This window comes from Candidatus Hydrogenedentota bacterium, assembly GCA_013359265.1.
In the GTDB taxonomy this organism is placed as follows: domain Bacteria; phylum Hydrogenedentota; class Hydrogenedentia; order Hydrogenedentales; family SLHB01; genus JABWCD01.
The window spans coordinates 260,965-276,950 of sequence record JABWCD010000005.1 but is presented as its reverse complement, the minus strand read 5'-3'; the positions used below and the strand labels follow the sequence as shown (position 1 = coordinate 276,950).

Here is a 15,986-nt window from a genome sequence, read left to right as displayed (position 1 = left end):
ATTCGGAGATGTTGAACGTGCTACCCAAAGGACTGGGCAACCTGGGAAACCTGGCCGGCATGATGAAGCAGGCCATGGAAATGAAAAACAAGATGGAGGAAATGAAGGACTCCCTTGCCAACGAGACCGTCGAAGCGTCCGCGGGCGGCGGCATGGTGAAAGTCGTAATCAACGGCAAGTGCAAGGTCGAGTCCATTACCATCGATCCCGAGATCGTGAACCGCGAAGAAGCCGAAATGCTCGAGACATTGATTCGCGCCGCCGTGAATGAAGGCGTTGACCGCGTGCAGGAACTCATCCGCGAGCGGATGAGCGAATTGACCAAGGGCATCGACATTCCCGGCATCACGTCCTAGCACCCGCCCTTGAATCGGAGCGCCCGTGCGCATCGTATTCTTCGGTACACCCGAACTCGCAGTACCCTCCCTCGCGGCGCTTGCGGAGGAGCACGATATCGCTGCGGTCGTCTGCCAACCCGACCGTCCCTCGGGACGCGGCAAGGGCCTTACTCCGCCCCCAACGAAAGTCTGGGCCGTCGATCGCGGCATCGCCGTGAATCAACCGGTAAAGTTAAACGACGGCTCTTTCGAGGCATGGTTGCGCGGCCAGCGCCCGGACATCTGCGCATTAACGGCTTACGGGCGCATCCTCAAACAACCCATTATCGACGTCCCGCCGCACGGCATTCTGAATATGCACCCAAGTCTGCTGCCGCTCTATCGCGGGCCCTCTCCCATTCAGTCCGCGCTCATGAATGCTGAAGTCGAAACCGGCGTAACGATCATGCGCCTTACCATGGACATGGACGCTGGCGATATCGTGCTCCAACAGCGCGTCGCAATCGATCCCGCGGATACCGGCGAGACTCTTACAAACCGTCTCGCGGAACTCGGTGGCCGAATGCTGCGCGAAGCCGTCGATCGCGTCGCGGCAGGCACCGCAACATTCACGCCGCAAGATCATTCGCGCGCAACCTACTGCCGTCTGATTGAAAAGCGCGACGGCCAGATCGATTGGTCGAAATCCGCGCGCGAAATTCACAGCCTCGTCCGCGCCGCGCAACCCTGGCCAACGGCGCACTGTGTGCTCGAAAACGAGACCGTAAAAATCCTGCGGACCGCTATTGCGTCCGATTCGTCCGATTCGTCAAGCAATGCCCCCGGGACGGTCCTGGAAGTTCTGAAGGATCGCGTCCACGTATCCACCGGCAGCGGCGTTATTGCGATACTCACCATCCAGGCGCCCGGCAAACGCGCGATGCCAGTAGCCGACTTCCTGCGCGGCCATCCCGTTCAACCCGGCCAACGCTTCGAGACGATTACGTGAGCGTCGATCCCGTTCGCGACGCCGCCATCGAAGTACTGCTGCGCGTTTCCGAAAAGAACGCATTCCTCACCGACGCGCTCGACAAGACGCTGCGCCGCAAATCGCTCGGCGACCGCGGCAATCGCTTCCTGACACAACTGGTCTACGGCACGGTCCGTCACCAGCGCCTGGCCGATCACATTCTCGGCCGGCTGCTTCAACAACCGATCACGGAACTACCCCGTCCTATCCACCTCATCTTGCGCATGGGCGTGTTTCAGGCGCTCTTCTGCAGCCAGGTCACATTCCCCGCCATGGTCCACACCAGCGTCGACCTCGCAAAGAAACGTGGACACCCCGGCACCGCACGCCTGACCAACGCCGTCTTGAAGCGTGTTCCGCAACGCGTCGAAGATGTGCCGCTCCCGGATGCGGCGAACAACATCGTGCGGCATCTCGGTGTGCGCTATTCCTTGCCGGATTGGCTCGTGCAACAATGGATCGATCTCGTCGGCATCGAAACGGCCACCGCCATGTGCGCGGCCTCGACCGAACAGGCGCCTACCACAATCCGTGCAAATACTCTCAATACCTCGCCGGAAGATTTGAAGACCCGCCTCGAGCAGGCCCAATGCCTTCTAACCAAAACAACGCCGATCCCGGATGAACTTACCGTTCTGGAAGGGCCCGTCCTACGCTCCAAGCTCTTTCATCAAGGTCTGTATATGCTTCAAGACCCCGCTTCCATGCTACCGGCCCATCTCGTGGAACCCCGGCCCGGCGAATGGGTATTGGACATGTGCGCGGCGCCCGGCGGTAAGAGCACGCACCTCGCACAGATTGCGGAGAACAAAGCGACAATCGTCGCCGCGGATGCGCAGCTTGACCGAATTACGCACATTGTCGAGAACGTCGAACGCCTCGGCGCCTCAAGCGTTCGCGCCATCTGTGCGGACGGCTCGCGCCCGTGCTTTCGACGCAGGTTCGATGCCGTACTGCTGGACGCCCCCTGCACGGGTCTCGGCACATTGCGCCGCCACCCCGATTTGAAGTGGCGCGCCAGGCCGGACGACGCAACTCGCCTTGCCGCCGTTCAGCGCGAGTTATTGCGGGCCGCCGCCCAACTCTGCGAAAATGGCGGCCGTATTGTGTATTCCGTGTGTACGCTCACGCGCGAAGAAACGCTGGGCATGCGCGAATTCGCCGAATCCCTCCGCGGGTTCGCGTTTGAAGATGGAGCCAAATGGCTGAACGAATGGAAAATAAGTCCGGGAACGTATCGGACCCTACCCGAAAGCGGCAGTATGGACGGGTTCTTCTTGATGCGATTGCGGAAATCGTCCTCCGCCTGACCACCTTCATTTTCGGCTTCGCGTGGTGGAGCCTGAAATGGAGCGTCGCCGTCATCATCTTCCTCGCGATCATGGGCGTCGCGGGCTTCTACGTTTTCAATGAAGCCGTCGCAAACGACGCGGCGGAACGTGTCGGCCAGGAATACGTCACCGTTCCCGAAGTTCAAGGCAACCACAAGGACACAGCCCGCCGAAAGATTGACGAAGCCGGCCTTTCCTACGGCGAATCCAAGCCGATGCCGAGCAACAAGATTCAACGCGACTACGTCATGCTGCAACGCCCGGAACCCGGCAGCGTCGTCCGCGCGGGACGCCGCGTCTTTGTGACTCTCAGCGAGGGACAGGATTCGGTAGTGGTCCCCGATGTACGCGGCAAGACGGAAGAGCAGGCCCGCGCCGCAATCGAGGGTGCCACGCTGACCCTCGCGCCGATCGTCGCGCACGTCCCCAGCGCAGGTGCGCCCGGAACCGTCATCGGGCAGGACCCCATCCCCGGAAAGAAAGTCGCGCGAAGCTCACCCGTGTCGCTAATGCTCAGCGAGACCCAGACAGCGGCCGCCGCGCCGGGCCTGTTCGCTCCGAACCTCGTCGGTCTCAAAATTGAAGACGCACGAACGCGCCTGACGGAGCTCGGGCTCAAGATGGTGCCCGTGAACAGCACCGACACCAATGCCGAGTTTGGTGTCGTCCTCAAGCAAAACCCCGAATATGGCAAGGAAATCCCGGAAGGCGGCACCGTCGTCGTCGACGTACGTCAGGAGAAAGAAGAACCAAACACCGGGTACCGCATCAAATTGAGATACACCGTGCCAAAGGATGCCGGAACGCAGAACGTGCGTATCACGACAAAGGACGAATTCGGCGAAGTCCGGCTCGCCTTCGAAGGGAAGGTCCCTGCTCAGTACAGCGCGCTGGTAGACCTCGTCTACGCCAATACCGTGACGGCGGAAGTTTTCGTCGACGGCACCCTCGTCAGGCGATACGTGTACGATGGCAACAAACCGCCGTCCATCACCGATTTTTAGAAAGGGCCAGCACCCTGCAACCCACGATAAAGATTGCCCCCTCGATTCTCGCATCGGACTTCAGCCGCCTCGGCGAAGAAATAAAGTCCGTCGTCGCCGGCGGCGCGGACATGATCCATATCGATGTTATGGACGGACATTTCACGCCGAACATCACCATCGGTCCGCCGGTGGTCGCTGCGCTCCGCGCGCACTGTTCCGTGCCGATGGATGTCCACCTAATGATCGCAAATCCGGAGGAATACATTGGCGCGTTCGCCGATGCCGGAGCCGACATCATCTCGTTTCATATCGAAGCGGCAAAACATCCCCATCGCGTCATCACGCAAATCAAGGACGCAGGCTGCAAAGCCGGGATCGTGCTCAACCCAGGAACGCCGCACGACGACATCGAGTTTGTCGTCAATGCCGTGGACATGGTCCTCGTGATGACCGTCAACCCGGGGTTTGGCGGACAGAAGTTCATCCCCGAAATGGTGCGCAAGATTCAATACGTCCGCGCGATGATCGGCGACCGCGATCTCGAAGTGGACGGCGGAATCGACGACAAAACCGCGAAGACGGTCATCGATGCCGGCGCAAACGTGTTGGTCGCCGGCTCCTACGTCTATCGAAGCGCCTCATACATGAATGCAATTGATACGCTTCGCAACGCCGGCGCGTAGCGTTCCGCTCAGCCGCCGATCGCGGGCTGGATTTCTTCCGCCTTCTCCTGCACGCGATGGGTCAATTTCCAAAGCAACGACGGCTCCTCGATCGCCATCGGCACCCGCAGGGGCGTCTCGCCCAGCACCTGGCCCGCGAGTTTGACCTTAACCGATCCCGCATGCTGTCCTTCCGTGAGCGGCGCCTGCAACAGCTTCGGCGTGGTCGTCTCAAACGTCATCTGCGGGAAATCCGTCTCCTTCGCCGTAATCCACACGTCATGATCCGGCGCAAGCCGAAGCGTAGTTTGTTTGGCGTTTCGGACCGTTATCGCCGGGTCGACGAGCGTGTCCGCCGCAAGCAGCCTGACGCGCCGAACTTTGCTGAACCCGTCTTCCATCAACTTGCTCGCAACGTCGAATCGGTCCTTCAGCCGCGGGCATCCCATCACGACCGTAATCAGCCGGACGTCATTCCGCACCGCCGTGGCCGTAAGGCAGAATCCCGCCGCCCGCGTGTACCCCGTCTTCAATCCGTCGCACCCGGCCGTGCGCAACAGCAGCTTGTTCGTGTTCGCCTTCGGGCTCTCTCCCGGACGAAACACAAGCTCCTTCATTCCGACCCACGTCATGATCTGCGGATGTGAGACGCATGCACACGACAAAATGGCAAGGTCGCGCGCCGTCGTCTCGTCCGGCAACTCGCCATCCGACGGCGGCAAACCATGCACGCTTCGGACGGTCGTGTCTTTCATGCCCAATTCCTTCGCGCGCGCGTTCGCCGCAAGCAAATAGTTCGCCTCGCTGCCCCACAATTCCTCTGCGATCGCGTACGCCGCATCGTTGGCGGAGGCCACGCAAACCGCCCGCATCATCGCCTCCAACGTGAATACATCGCCCGCCTTGACTTGAACTTGTGTTCCGCCCATCCCCTGCGCGTTCAAGCTGACATTGATCGGAGTTTCCAATGTCCACAACCCCTGATCGAGACCCTCCGCGACCATCAAGATCAGCATGAGCTTGACCATGCTGGCCGGCGCGCGGCGTTCGTCGGGGTTTAATTCATCGACGACCAATCCGTTCTCCGCGATAACCGTAATGTAATTGGTGCACGACAGGGCGCCGTCCTGCGAAAACGCCGCAGTAGAACAGAAAATTAGTGACAGACACGCAACAACTTGTATTCTTCGCATGGCCTAGCCTCTACAGGTTGTGGTCAATGCCGCGGATTATGCCACAACTTCTCCCGAAATGGAAAGGGCCTCCGCCAACTCTCGCGCCGTGCAAGGTAACCCGATGACCCGCTCCCCGTCCACCCGGCTACCCGAGTCCTCGTCGGACTTCAAGATCGTCAACTGCGCGCCATGCTCCGACGCAATCTCCCGCGCACAATGCAGGAAATCCAGGGTGGCCGACTCCGCCGTATCCGCTTCAACAGCAACGGCTTGTATATTATGTTTCGTCGCAGCGTCGCGCGCCTCCTCAGGCGACTGGACCGCCACGCAGCGCATCTGCCGCGCACGCAGCGCCGAGCCCGCCCAATCCAGGAGTTCACGATCCGTGCTCAATACCAGCGCGGTCGGGGTCGACGCCTTGCGGAGCTTCTTCCGAAGGGTCCGCGACGGCTGCTGAACCGGAATGTTCAGCGTGTGCGACAGCGCAACCAACAGTTCTTCGGCCGTAAACGGCTTCATTAAGTATGACGCAACGCTCTGTATATTCGGATCGTCCCGCCCAGGCAACAGGTCGTCACCTGCCATCAGCAGCACCGATACATTCTCCAGGCTGCCTCCGTCTTGCAGCCGCGCGATCGCCTCGACGCCACCGATATCCGGCAGAAGATCGTCCATCAGGATGATCCCCGGCGCATCCTGGTTTGCCGCGCGAATACACGCCATGCCCGTTGTCACCACGCTCACTGACAAGCCGGCCGACTCAAGGACGCCACGCAGACCAGCAGCAAACTCGCCGTCCGCGACCGCCAGCAGAATCCGTTTTTCCGAAGCGACAGTCGGCAAATCTCCCGGATCGGCCGCGGCGAAACTCGCCTGCGTCAGAATGATGGTGAAGGTGCTCCCCTTTCCCGGCGCGCTCTGGAGGTCGATGTGACCGCCGTGCGCCTCGGCGATGGCCTTGGCGATCGCCAAGCCAATACCCGCGCCCTCGTACCGCCGCGATCGCGAGTTGTCCGCCTGGTAGAACTTGTCGAAGACCCGGCGTTGGACCGACGGATCGATCCCGATCCCGGTATCCGACACCCCAATTGCGATAATGCCCCCCGCCCTGCGTTCGGAAGTCAGCGTAATAATGTCGCCGGGATTGCAGAACTTGACGGAGTTCGAGAGCAGGATCGTCATCGCCTGGATCAGGCGGTGACGATCCCCCCAAAGCAGCGCCGCGTCGGGCGACGCATGCACGCGAATGTGCAGATCGCGGAGCTGCGCCTGAGGCGCAAGCGACGCGGCACACTCCGCCAGGAACTTCTCGCCGGAGAAAAGCGTCTGATGGAGAACGACGCCCCGGACCTGCATCCGGCTGAACTCGATGATTTCGTCGATCAGTCCGCCCAGCCGCTCGAGATTGCGCGACATCACCTTCAGCGAATTCGCCTGTTGCGCCTGCAACTCCCCAAGCGTGCCGCTTTCCAGCATCTCCGTATATCCGCGGACCGTGCTCAAGGGAGTTCGCAACTCATGGCTGACCGTGCTCAGGAAGTTGTCCTTCGCGCGATCGAGCATGCGCAACTCGGCGTTCGCTTCCTCCAACTCCGCCGCGCGCGCCTCGAGTTGCCGCTGCATACGCTTCAACTCCCCAATGTCCGTCATCACCAGCGAATAACGGTCCTCCGCGTCCGGCGCCGGTTCGACCGCGGCTGTCGACGCTACTACGTGAAGCGGCGCGCCCGCCACCGTGCGTAATGTCAATTCGTGCGGGGGACGTTTCACTTCGCTCGATCCGCGCGGCGGAAAAAGTTCGAGCATCCGGCCCCGATCCGAAGATTCCACAAACTCAAACAAGTCCCGGCGCAGGACCGAATCCGCGTCGGCGATCCCGACAAGATCGCAAAAACGTTCGTTCGCGAACGTTATTCGATATTCGCGATCAAGCGTAACGAACGCCTCGTTCATGTGAAAGAGAAGGTCCTGTAACCGTTGCCTTGACTGATACAGCTTTTCCGTGCGGTCCTCCACGAGGTCCTGCAACCCTTGCGCATAACGCTCAAGCCGCTTGGACATCTGGTGCTGTTCCGTTACGTCACGGATCGTCGCGAGACTGCCCGCGAATCGGCCCCGCGAATCGAACAACGGAGTCCCGTTGATCCACAACTGCAACTCCTTTCCGTCGCGCACCCACGGGAGACGGTATTCCGACGCCACTCCCTGCGAGCGGTGGGCAACCCGCGAAAGCAACGGATCGAGCTTATAGCGCTCCGCCAACTCCCCCTCGCTCTTGCCGATCAACTCGTCCGCCGGCAACCCGGTCATCTTCAGCAGCGCGTCGTTTACCAACGTGATCGTGCCGTCGGCCCCGGTGAGGATGAAACCTTCCGTCATGTGATCGGCGAGGTATCGGAACTGTTCGCCGATCACCTCGATCTGCTCTTCGCGGCGCGAGAGTATGAACACGATCGCGAACAAACCCACGATGAGGCTGGAAATACCAAGCCACCGCCCCACCTGTTTGGCCCACGGCGGCATCGGCGAATCGAGCGGGGGCTGAATCACCTGATCGCCCAACAACGCGACGGAGACCAGCGCGCCCACCGCGAGCAGAAGGACCCCCACGAACAGCGCCGCGCGCTGCGCCCCCGATACATTCAGCCGCGCGACAAGCATGCCGACCGCGAATAACGGCACACTCACCGAAAACAAGATAACCAGACTCCGGACTACGGGATCATCCACGAATTGCGACGAAATCAAAATCCCGCACAGTCCGAACATGATCGGGACGAGATAGAGCGGTAGACGAATTCGGTGGCGTGTCGACATGATGCCCTCCTCTTGTCATGAGTTTGAAATTCGCACCGTTTCTCGTGCTCGTAATCGTGCTCGAAAACCTGCCTTGTGTTTGAAATCGTGCCCGTGCTCGTAATCGTGCTCGAAAATCTGCTTGTGTTTGAAATCGTGCCCGTGCTCGTAATCGTGCTCGTACTCGTAATCGTGTTCTTACTCGTAATCGCGTTCGTGCTCGTAATCGTGCTCTAAATCGTGCTCGTGCTCGTAATCGTGTTCTTGTTCGAAATCGTGCTCGTGCTCGTGCTCGTGCTCGTACTCGTAATCGTGTTCTTGCTCGTAATCGTGTTCTTGCTCTAAATCGTGCTCGTGCTCGTAATCGCGTTCGTGCTCGTAATCGTGCTCTAAATCGTGCTCGTACTCGTAATCGTTGTTCTAGCTCGTAATCGTGCTCGTACTCGTAATCGTGCTCTAAATCGTGCGACTCCGAAAATGCGCAAGTCGTCCCGCGCGCCAAAGGCGCAACGCAACCCTAGCCAGGGGCATCGCCCCTGGAAATCGTCCAAGCCCCTATCACCGCGCGCTGAAAGCGCACCGCTTTCGAACTCCTGCACAAGTTCTATAGGCGTTCGACTCTTCGAACGAATCGCGGATTCATGACACTATCCCCGAAGCGTAGCAATTGCCGCCGTAGCCAATTCGTCGCAACGTTCGTTGAACTCGTGACCCGCGTGGCCCTTCACCCAGCGCCAGTCGATATGGTGCTGCGATGCAAGTTCATCGAGCCGCTGCCAAAGGTCCACGTTTTTCAACGCGCCCTCCTTGCGCTTCCAACCGTTGCGTTTCCACGACGGCAGCCACGACGTGATACCGTTTCGCAAGTATTCGGAATCCGTGTGCATGATGACCTCGCACGGACGCGTCAACGCCTCGAGCGCCCGCACCGCCGCCGTCAGTTCCATTCGATTGTTCGTCGTATTCGGTTCCGCGCCGGACAACTCGCGCTCCTTGTCGCGATATCGCAGGATAGCTCCCCAACCGCCCGTCCCCGGGTTAGGCTGGCAACCGCCGTCGGTATAGATTTCGACCTTTGCACGCATTGTTTGCCTTTCGAGCCTAAGCATATCAATAACCGCGGCGGCGCCGGTACAGCGCGGTAGAAACTTAGCGGGTAGGCGGATGGGCCAGAAAATACTCGATTACGCGGATCGGTTCTTCCTGACGATGGAGTTTGGCCAGGTCGAGCGGCGTGCGGCCATCGAGGTTCTTGGCATCGATAGCCGCGCCGCGTTCAATAAGGAATTTGCACATCAGCCCGCGGCCGTGCATCGCGGCAAGGTGCAGCGGCGTGTCACCAAACGCGTCCGTCGCGGCGAGGTCCGCGCCGTGGTCCAGCAGAATGCCCGCTCGTCCGGTAACCGACCACCACGCCGCGACGTGAAGCGGGGTGAGTCCCGTATTGTCCTTCGAGTTCACGTCAGCGCCGCGCTCAACTAGCAGTGTGACAATCTCGTCATTCCCGCCGGTGAGCGATTGGTGGAGTGCGGTCTTGCCCAACGTATTGCGCGCGTGGAGCAACTCGGGCTTCGCATCGAGCATTCGTCGCGCCAGCGCAACGTCACCCTTCAGCCCCGCATCATGAATGGACTGCTGGCATCCCGAAAGCCAAATCGCTAGCAGTGCCGTTACGAATCCGCCTCGCAACCCGGCCGCACCACGCCACAGCGAATCTCCGTCTTCCCCACCTTCACTCCTTCGCACGGTCGCACCTACTCAACCGTCGCCTTCTCGTACAGTTCACCGGCATTCTCCGGCGCGACTTTCGTAGGATCGAGAATCACGCGCGCGGGCGCCTCTTCTCCCCGCAACAGCTTCACGGCAAAATCCAGCGCCTCCGCCGCGCACGGCGGATAGATGAACGTGCACGCCAGCACGCCATCCATGACTTTCTTGATCCCCCCGTCCGGCCCGCCAAGGCCATCCACACCGACGAAGATCATCTCCTTATCGCGCCCGGCATCGCGCGCCGCGATATACGCGCCAATCGCCATCGGATCGTTGTGCGCGTACACCACGTCGATCTTCGAATTGGCCTGCAGCAGCGTCTCCATGCGCTTGCGGCCCTCGTCCTGCAACCAGTTGCCCACTTCTTCAATCACCTTGACGTTGGGTACGGTATCAATGAATTTCCGCGCGCCGTCATGACGCTCCTCCTGCGGTTTCGTTCCAAGCAGTCCCTTGATCTCAACCACGACCGGCGCTTCAACCTTCTTGGATTCCAAATATTCCTTCACGAACTGACCTGCCATCTCCCCTATCTTCACATTGTCCGCGCCGACAAATTGGTCGTACACCGGCTCAACCAAATCGCGTTCGAGACAGATCACCTTGATGCCCGCGTCATGCGCCTTCTTCACAACGGGCGTGAGTGGCGCCGCCTCGTTTGGCGCAACGATCAGCAAATCCACGCCCTGCTGAATGATATTCTCGATCTGGCTCACCTGCCGGGCATTGTCCTGCTGCGCATCGTGAATCGCGAACTCAATCTCCCCCTCATATTTCTTCACGTTCTGTTTGAATATGTTGTTCTGCACCGTCCGGTACGGCTCCGCGCTGTTACACTGCGAAAACGCGATCTTGAAAACCTTCTTCGCAGTCGGCGCTTCGCCACTACCCGCTTTCTCGGTGGCCGTCACCGGCGCGCTCGACTGCTCCGGTCCGCATCCCAAAATCAGCACAAACGCAAACAGCAGAACTACAGCCGTCTTTTTCATTGTTCTCCCCTCGACTCCAACGGTGATTTCAAACCGTGCCACAAGTAGGCGCTACCCGTACTTACCTGCGCCGACGCAAATTACAGGATAGTCGCACCAGCACTTTTCGTGTCCCTTAGGTCCCTTACGTCCTTCAGGTCCTTTTCCCCTGCGTCACGCCAGAGTTTCCTTCCTCGCACCCACCGATTGCAACCACACCGCCCCGACGATAATCGCCGCTTTCAACATCCACTGCATGTTCTCGTCCACGTTGTTCAGCCCGAGAAGATTCGACAGAACGCCCAGCGCAAGCGTCCCCACAACGGTCCCGGCAATCCCGCCCTTGCCACCGGCCAGGCTCGTGCCGCCGATCACCGCCGCCGCGATCGCATCCAGTTCATACGCCACACCCGCGTTCGGGCTACCCTGATGGTTCTGGCACGCATGGATAATTCCCGCAATCCCGGCGAGAAACCCCGACAGCGCATACACGCGCACCTTGACCCAACCCACATTCATGCCCGACAAGCGCGCGGCCACTTCGCTGCCGCCGACGGCAACCAGGTATCGTCCAAAGCGCGTGAATCGCAGCAACACGTAACCGGCGAACGCTACCGCCAAAAACGTTGGCACAACGACCCGCTTCAACGCGAGAAAAGCGATTACCCGGTCCACGTACCCGCTGCCGAACCCGATGTCAATCGTCGCATTATCCACCACCCACCGCGCAAACCCGCGGCTCCCGATCATCGCAGCAAGCGTTACGATGAACGGCTGCATGCGCATTCGCGCGACAATCGCGCCGCTCGCCAGCCCAAACGACGTCGTCGCGAATAACGCCGCCGAGACCGCCATCGCCAGCGGCCAATCCTTGCGCGCGAACGTGTACGCGAACACCGTCCCCGACAGCGCCAACAACGAACCCACCGAAAGATCGATCCCCCCGCTGATGATTACCAGCGTCATCGCCGTCGCGAGAATCCCCGTCTCCGACACCTGCCGCAAAACGTTCAACTGGTTATCCAGGTTCCAAAACACCGGAAACCCGTCTCGCGTCGGCGAAAACACCGTCGCCAACGCCACCACCGCGGCCAGCGTCAAGAAAGGCCGGACCCACCGTTGCTTCAAAAAAACCACACGCACCCCCGCATCGTTGCCATCCATCCAAACTCAGACCAATCGCCAAGTTCAACTTCCCAGTCCTGCCTTTGTTTGTCCAACCTGAGACATGGCTCACGTTACCAAGTTTGGTAACGCACACTTGAAAAGCCCCCCGGCCACCTCATCTTCCAATCCAACTGCATCCATCCCCGGCCACCTCCCTCGAACTCACCTGCATCCATCCCCGGCCATCCGTCCTTCCAACCCGACCGCATCCGACCCCGGGGGAACGTCCCGTCCAACTGCCACCCCTCTCATAGCTCCCGCCACCTCCCATAGCTGCCGCCACCTCCCATAGCTCCCATTGCTCGCATAGCTCCCATTTACCCCCACCCCTCCACGGAACCCAACACCCGCACGACTTCCACCCGACCGCCCCATCCGTCCTATCCGTCCTATCCGTCCCATCCGTCCTATCCGTCCCATTCGTCCCATACTTCCCATACTTCCCACCCGTCCATCCCGTCCATCCCGTCCATATCGTCCATCCACCGGATAGACCCGACAGACCCGGCCCGGATTGTTTGCGGAACCCGGCACCCGGAACCCGAAACCCGGCCCACCTGCCCTTACCAACTCGCCGAATACAACACCGTCCTCACCGACGCCCTCGCCATCGTCGAATCCCATCCGCGCCTACGCCGAAAGCATCTACACCGGGGGACCGACACCGACTTTCGCGCAGGCTCCGCGAAGCGAAACACCGTGTCCGTCCCACTCCGAGCAACCCGCGGAGAAAAAGCAATCCAAGGAGTACTCATAAATGCCGCACGCCACCAAGCCTCTTGCTCGTGATCTATTCGTGCCGCCCGATACCCGTATTCCGATAACCAATTCCCGTTGCTATGCCGTCAGTAGACCCGATCATCGGCACCCAGTACCCCAAATCCAAATCCTCGCCGGACGCTCAAAAAATAGACTCAATCAACTTCTTGACAAAGTCCACAATTTCATGTATCCTCTCTCCATGCCGAATCCAACCAGCCTCCTTCGCGAACATGGAGTACACGTCACGGCCCAGCGCTTGGCCGTGATTCGCGCGGTATCTGCCAGGCCCCACGGTACGGCGGACGACATCGCCGAGGACGTTCGCGCCGAGATTGGGGCCATCTCGCGGCAAGCGGTGTACGACGCGCTCGGCCTCCTGACCGAAAAGGGACTTATCCGTCGTATTCAGCCCTCCGGGTCGCCGGCCCGATACGAGGATCGCGTCGGTGACAATCACCATCATTTGATCTGTCGTTCCTGTGGAAAGACGGTCGACGTTGACTGCGCTGTCGGCGACACGCCGTGCCTGACCGCAGCCGACGATTCGGGTTATCTGATCGATGAAGCCGAAGTGATCTACTGGGGCATTTGTCCCGAATGTCTGGCCGCAACTGCGGATGCGGCTGTCAAAGGAAGCTGAACTGGGCCTGTCGAACGCGCCGGTGATCGCGCGCGACGACAGCGGGAATTAGGTGCACGGTGCTGAAGTCAGAACGAACAACTTTCAATTCTAAAGATAAGGAGAACGCATATGTCAGGCAACGGTAATGGAAACAAGTGCCCCGTGACGGGGGGAGCGCACAAGCACGCGTTGACTGGGTCTCTGGCGAACCAACACTGGTGGCCGAATCAGTTGAACCTGAAGATGCTCCGCCAGAACTCGCCCGAGTCCAATCCGATGGACAAATCGTTCAACTACGCCGAGGAGTTCAAGAAACTCGACCTGGACGCCCTGAAAAAAGACATGATGGAGCTCATGACATCGTCGCAGGCGTGGTGGCCCGCCGACTACGGCCATTACGGTCCGCTGTTCATTCGCATGGCGTGGCACAGCGCGGGCACCTATCGCATTAGCGATGGCCGCGGCGGCGCATCATCGGGTACCCAACGCTTCGCGCCGCTCAACAGTTGGCCGGACAACGCCAACCTCGACAAGGCGCGCCGGTTGCTCTGGCCGATCAAGAAGAAGTACGGCAAGCAAATCTCGTGGGCCGATCTGATGGTCTTCGCGGGCAACTGCGCGCTCGAGTCGATGGGGTTCAAGACCTTCGGTTTTGCCGGCGGGCGCGAGGACGTCTGGGAACCCGAAGAGGACATTTATTGGGGGCCTGAGGGCGAGTGGCTTGCGGACGAGCGCTACAGCGGCGACAGGGACCTCGAGAATCCGCTCGCGGCCGTTCAGATGGGCCTGATCTACGTAAATCCGGAGGGGCCAAACGGTCAGCCGAGCGCACTTGCCGCAGCCAGAGATATTCGCGAAACCTTCGGCCGCATGGCCATGAATGACGAGGAGACGGTTGCGCTTATCGCCGGCGGGCACACGTTCGGCAAGGCGCACGGCGCCGCCGATCCGGTCAAGTACGTTGGCCCGGAACCCGAGGGCGCCAGCATCGAGGAGCAAGGTCTCGGATGGAAGAACACGTTTGGAAAAGGTAACGCCGGAGACACTATCACCAGCGGGTTGGAAGGCGCATGGACCCCGAACCCAACAAAGTGGGACAACGGCTATTTCGACACCCTGTTCGGTTACGAGTGGGACCTGACAAAGAGCCCCGCCGGCGCCTCGCAGTGGACGCCGACCGATCCAAAGGCGGCGACTGCGGTCGTAGATGCGCACGATCCATCAAAGCGGCATGCGCCCATGATGTTCACGACGGACCTCGCGCTCCGGTTGGATCCGATCTATGAACCGATTTCCCGGCGTTTCCACAAGAACCCGGACGAGTTTGCGGAGGCCTTCGCGAAGGCATGGTACAAGCTGACGCATCGTGATATGGGGCCGGTTACACGATTGCTTGGACCTTGGGTACCCGAGGCGCAGTTGTGGCAGGACCCCATCCCCGCGGTCGATCACAAACTGATCGATGCGCAGGACATCGCGGCGCTCAAAGCGAAAATCCTCGGGTCGGGACTGTCGATATCGCAGCTCGTTTCGACAGCGTGGGCGGCGGCAGCGACGTTCCGCGGTACCGACAAGCGCGGTGGCGCGAACGGCGCGCGCATTCGCCTCGCGCCGCAGAAGGACTGGGCAGTCAACAACCCCGCCGAACTGGCGAAGGTGCTGCAGACGCTGGAGAAGGTACAGAAGGACTTCAACAGCTCGCTGTCCGGCGGAAAGAAAGTTTCGCTCGCGGACGTAATCGTTCTGGGCGGGTGCGCCGCCGTCGAGCAGGCCGCGAAAAAGGCGGGATACGACGTGCAGGTTCCCTTCTCGCCGGGCCGAACGGACGCGTCGCAGGATCAGACCGACGTAGAGTCGTTCGCCGTGCTTGAACCGAAGGCCGACGGGTTCCGCAACTACTACGGAAACGCAAACACACGATCGGCCGAAGAGTTGCTCGTGGATCGCGCGCACCTGCTGACGCTCACCGCGCCGGAAATGACGGTCCTCGTTGGCGGCATGCGCGTGCTCAACGCGAACACCGGCCAGTCCAAACTTGGCGTGTTCACCGACCGGCCCGAGACGTTGACCAACGATTTCTTTGTGAATCTGCTCGATATGAACCTCGCGTGGCAGAAGTCCAGCCAATGCGAGCATTTCTTCGAGGGTCGCGACATCGGCACAGGCGCGGTCAAGTGGACCGGCACGGCCGTTGATCTCGTCTTCGGTTCGAACTCCGAACTTCGCGCAGTCGCGGAAGTGTATGCATGCGACGACGCGAAAGATAAGTTCGTGCGCGACTTCGTCGCCGCGTGGGACAAGGTCATGAACCTTGATCGTTTCGATCTGCATGCGTAGTCGCAGCGCCCGTTTCCGATGAAGCGGACACGAGTCGTCGATCTTGATAAGTGAGATAACGGA

14 protein-coding genes are annotated in these 15,986 nt (G+C 60.2%); 8 read left to right on the top strand and 6 right to left on the bottom strand.

The annotated features are described in order from the left end of the window. Positions 1-8 precede the first annotated feature (8 nt). From HUU46_06530 to HUU46_06510, 5 genes are read left to right on the top strand one after another with little or no spacing between them, the layout of a single operon-like run. Positions 9-356, top strand: a complete 348-nt coding sequence (locus HUU46_06530; GenBank protein ID NUM53280.1) for a YbaB/EbfC family nucleoid-associated protein — start codon at positions 9-11, stop codon at positions 354-356. 25 nt (positions 357-381) lie between these two features. After that, complete coding sequence (locus HUU46_06525; protein NUM53279.1) at positions 382-1,326, top strand: methionyl-tRNA formyltransferase; 945 nt, start codon at positions 382-384, stop codon at positions 1,324-1,326. Continuing rightward, positions 1,323-2,657, top strand: coding sequence for a 16S rRNA (cytosine(967)-C(5))-methyltransferase RsmB (gene rsmB / locus HUU46_06520; GenBank protein NUM53278.1), 1,335 nt, complete (start codon positions 1,323-1,325; stop codon positions 2,655-2,657). The genes HUU46_06525 and rsmB overlap by 4 nt, the downstream gene beginning before the upstream one ends. Continuing rightward, positions 2,549-3,682 carry a PASTA domain-containing protein gene (locus tag HUU46_06515; GenBank protein NUM53277.1) on the top strand — a complete coding sequence of 378 codons (1,134 nt, stop codon included), beginning with the start codon at positions 2,549-2,551 and terminating at the stop codon, positions 3,680-3,682. Before rsmB ends, HUU46_06515 begins: the two co-directional genes overlap by 109 nt. A gap of 26 nt (positions 3,683-3,708) precedes the next feature. Then, complete coding sequence (locus HUU46_06510; GenBank protein ID NUM53276.1) at positions 3,709-4,347, top strand: ribulose-phosphate 3-epimerase; 639 nt, start codon at positions 3,709-3,711, stop codon at positions 4,345-4,347. A gap of 8 nt (positions 4,348-4,355) precedes the next feature. Here the strand turns inward: HUU46_06510 and HUU46_06505 are convergent, their stop codons facing one another. Together HUU46_06505 and HUU46_06500 are read right to left on the bottom strand one after the other, a co-directional pair. Next, positions 4,356-5,519 carry a D-alanyl-D-alanine carboxypeptidase gene (locus HUU46_06505; protein ID NUM53275.1) on the bottom strand — a complete coding sequence of 388 codons (1,164 nt, stop codon included), beginning with the start codon at positions 5,517-5,519 and terminating at the stop codon, positions 4,356-4,358. 36 nt (positions 5,520-5,555) lie between these two features. Further along, positions 5,556-8,318 carry a PAS domain S-box protein gene (locus HUU46_06500; GenBank protein NUM53274.1) on the bottom strand — a complete coding sequence of 921 codons (2,763 nt, stop codon included), beginning with the start codon at positions 8,316-8,318 and terminating at the stop codon, positions 5,556-5,558. A 75-nt stretch (positions 8,319-8,393) separates the two neighbouring features. Between HUU46_06500 and HUU46_06495 the strand changes: the two genes are divergently transcribed. Further along, on the top strand, positions 8,394-8,534 hold the full coding sequence (locus tag HUU46_06495; GenBank protein NUM53273.1) for a hypothetical protein: 141 nt from the start codon (positions 8,394-8,396) through the stop codon (positions 8,532-8,534). Between the two features lie 410 nt (positions 8,535-8,944). Here the strand turns inward: HUU46_06495 and rnhA are convergent, their stop codons facing one another. The 4 genes from rnhA to HUU46_06475 form a co-directional block, all read right to left on the bottom strand. Further along, positions 8,945-9,382, bottom strand: a complete 438-nt coding sequence (rnhA, locus tag HUU46_06490; GenBank protein ID NUM53272.1) for a ribonuclease HI — start codon at positions 9,380-9,382, stop codon at positions 8,945-8,947. A gap of 64 nt (positions 9,383-9,446) precedes the next feature. Next, positions 9,447-10,043: an ankyrin repeat domain-containing protein gene (locus tag HUU46_06485; protein NUM53271.1), complete on the bottom strand. Its 597-nt coding sequence runs from the start codon at positions 10,041-10,043 to the stop codon at positions 9,447-9,449. Between the two features lie 8 nt (positions 10,044-10,051). Further along, complete coding sequence (locus tag HUU46_06480) at positions 10,052-11,056, bottom strand: substrate-binding domain-containing protein (protein ID NUM53270.1); 1,005 nt, start codon at positions 11,054-11,056, stop codon at positions 10,052-10,054. Positions 11,057-11,209: 153 nt separating this feature from the next. Then, positions 11,210-12,172: an ABC transporter permease gene (locus tag HUU46_06475; protein ID NUM53269.1), complete on the bottom strand. Its 963-nt coding sequence runs from the start codon at positions 12,170-12,172 to the stop codon at positions 11,210-11,212. A gap of 991 nt (positions 12,173-13,163) precedes the next feature. Here HUU46_06475 and HUU46_06470 point away from each other — a divergent pair. Continuing rightward, entirely contained in the window at positions 13,164-13,604 is a 441-nt protein-coding gene (locus HUU46_06470) for a transcriptional repressor (protein NUM53268.1), read from the top strand. Positions 13,605-13,715: 111 nt separating this feature from the next. Continuing rightward, entirely contained in the window at positions 13,716-15,923 is a 2,208-nt protein-coding gene (katG, locus tag HUU46_06465; protein NUM53267.1) for a catalase/peroxidase HPI, read from the top strand. Positions 15,924-15,986: the final 63 nt, after the last annotated feature.

Excerpts from the sequence above, each read along its gene's own strand:
- HUU46_06530 (NUM53280.1), top strand. The coding sequence starts at position 9 with ATGTTGAACGTGCTACCCAAAGGACTGGGCAACCTGGGAAACCTGGCC.
- HUU46_06515 (NUM53277.1), top strand. The coding sequence starts at position 2,549 with ATGGCTGAACGAATGGAAAATAAGTCCGGGAACGTATCGGACCCTACC.
- HUU46_06505 (NUM53275.1), bottom strand. The coding sequence starts at position 5,519 with ATGCGAAGAATACAAGTTGTTGCGTGTCTGTCACTAATTTTCTGTTCT.
- HUU46_06500 (NUM53274.1), bottom strand. The coding sequence starts at position 8,318 with ATGTCGACACGCCACCGAATTCGTCTACCGCTCTATCTCGTCCCGATC.
- rnhA (NUM53272.1), bottom strand. The coding sequence starts at position 9,382 with ATGCGTGCAAAGGTCGAAATCTATACCGACGGCGGTTGCCAGCCTAAC.
- HUU46_06480 (NUM53270.1), bottom strand. The coding sequence starts at position 11,056 with ATGAAAAAGACGGCTGTAGTTCTGCTGTTTGCGTTTGTGCTGATTTTG.
- HUU46_06470 (NUM53268.1), top strand. The coding sequence starts at position 13,164 with ATGCCGAATCCAACCAGCCTCCTTCGCGAACATGGAGTACACGTCACG.
- katG (NUM53267.1), top strand. The coding sequence starts at position 13,716 with ATGTCAGGCAACGGTAATGGAAACAAGTGCCCCGTGACGGGGGGAGCG.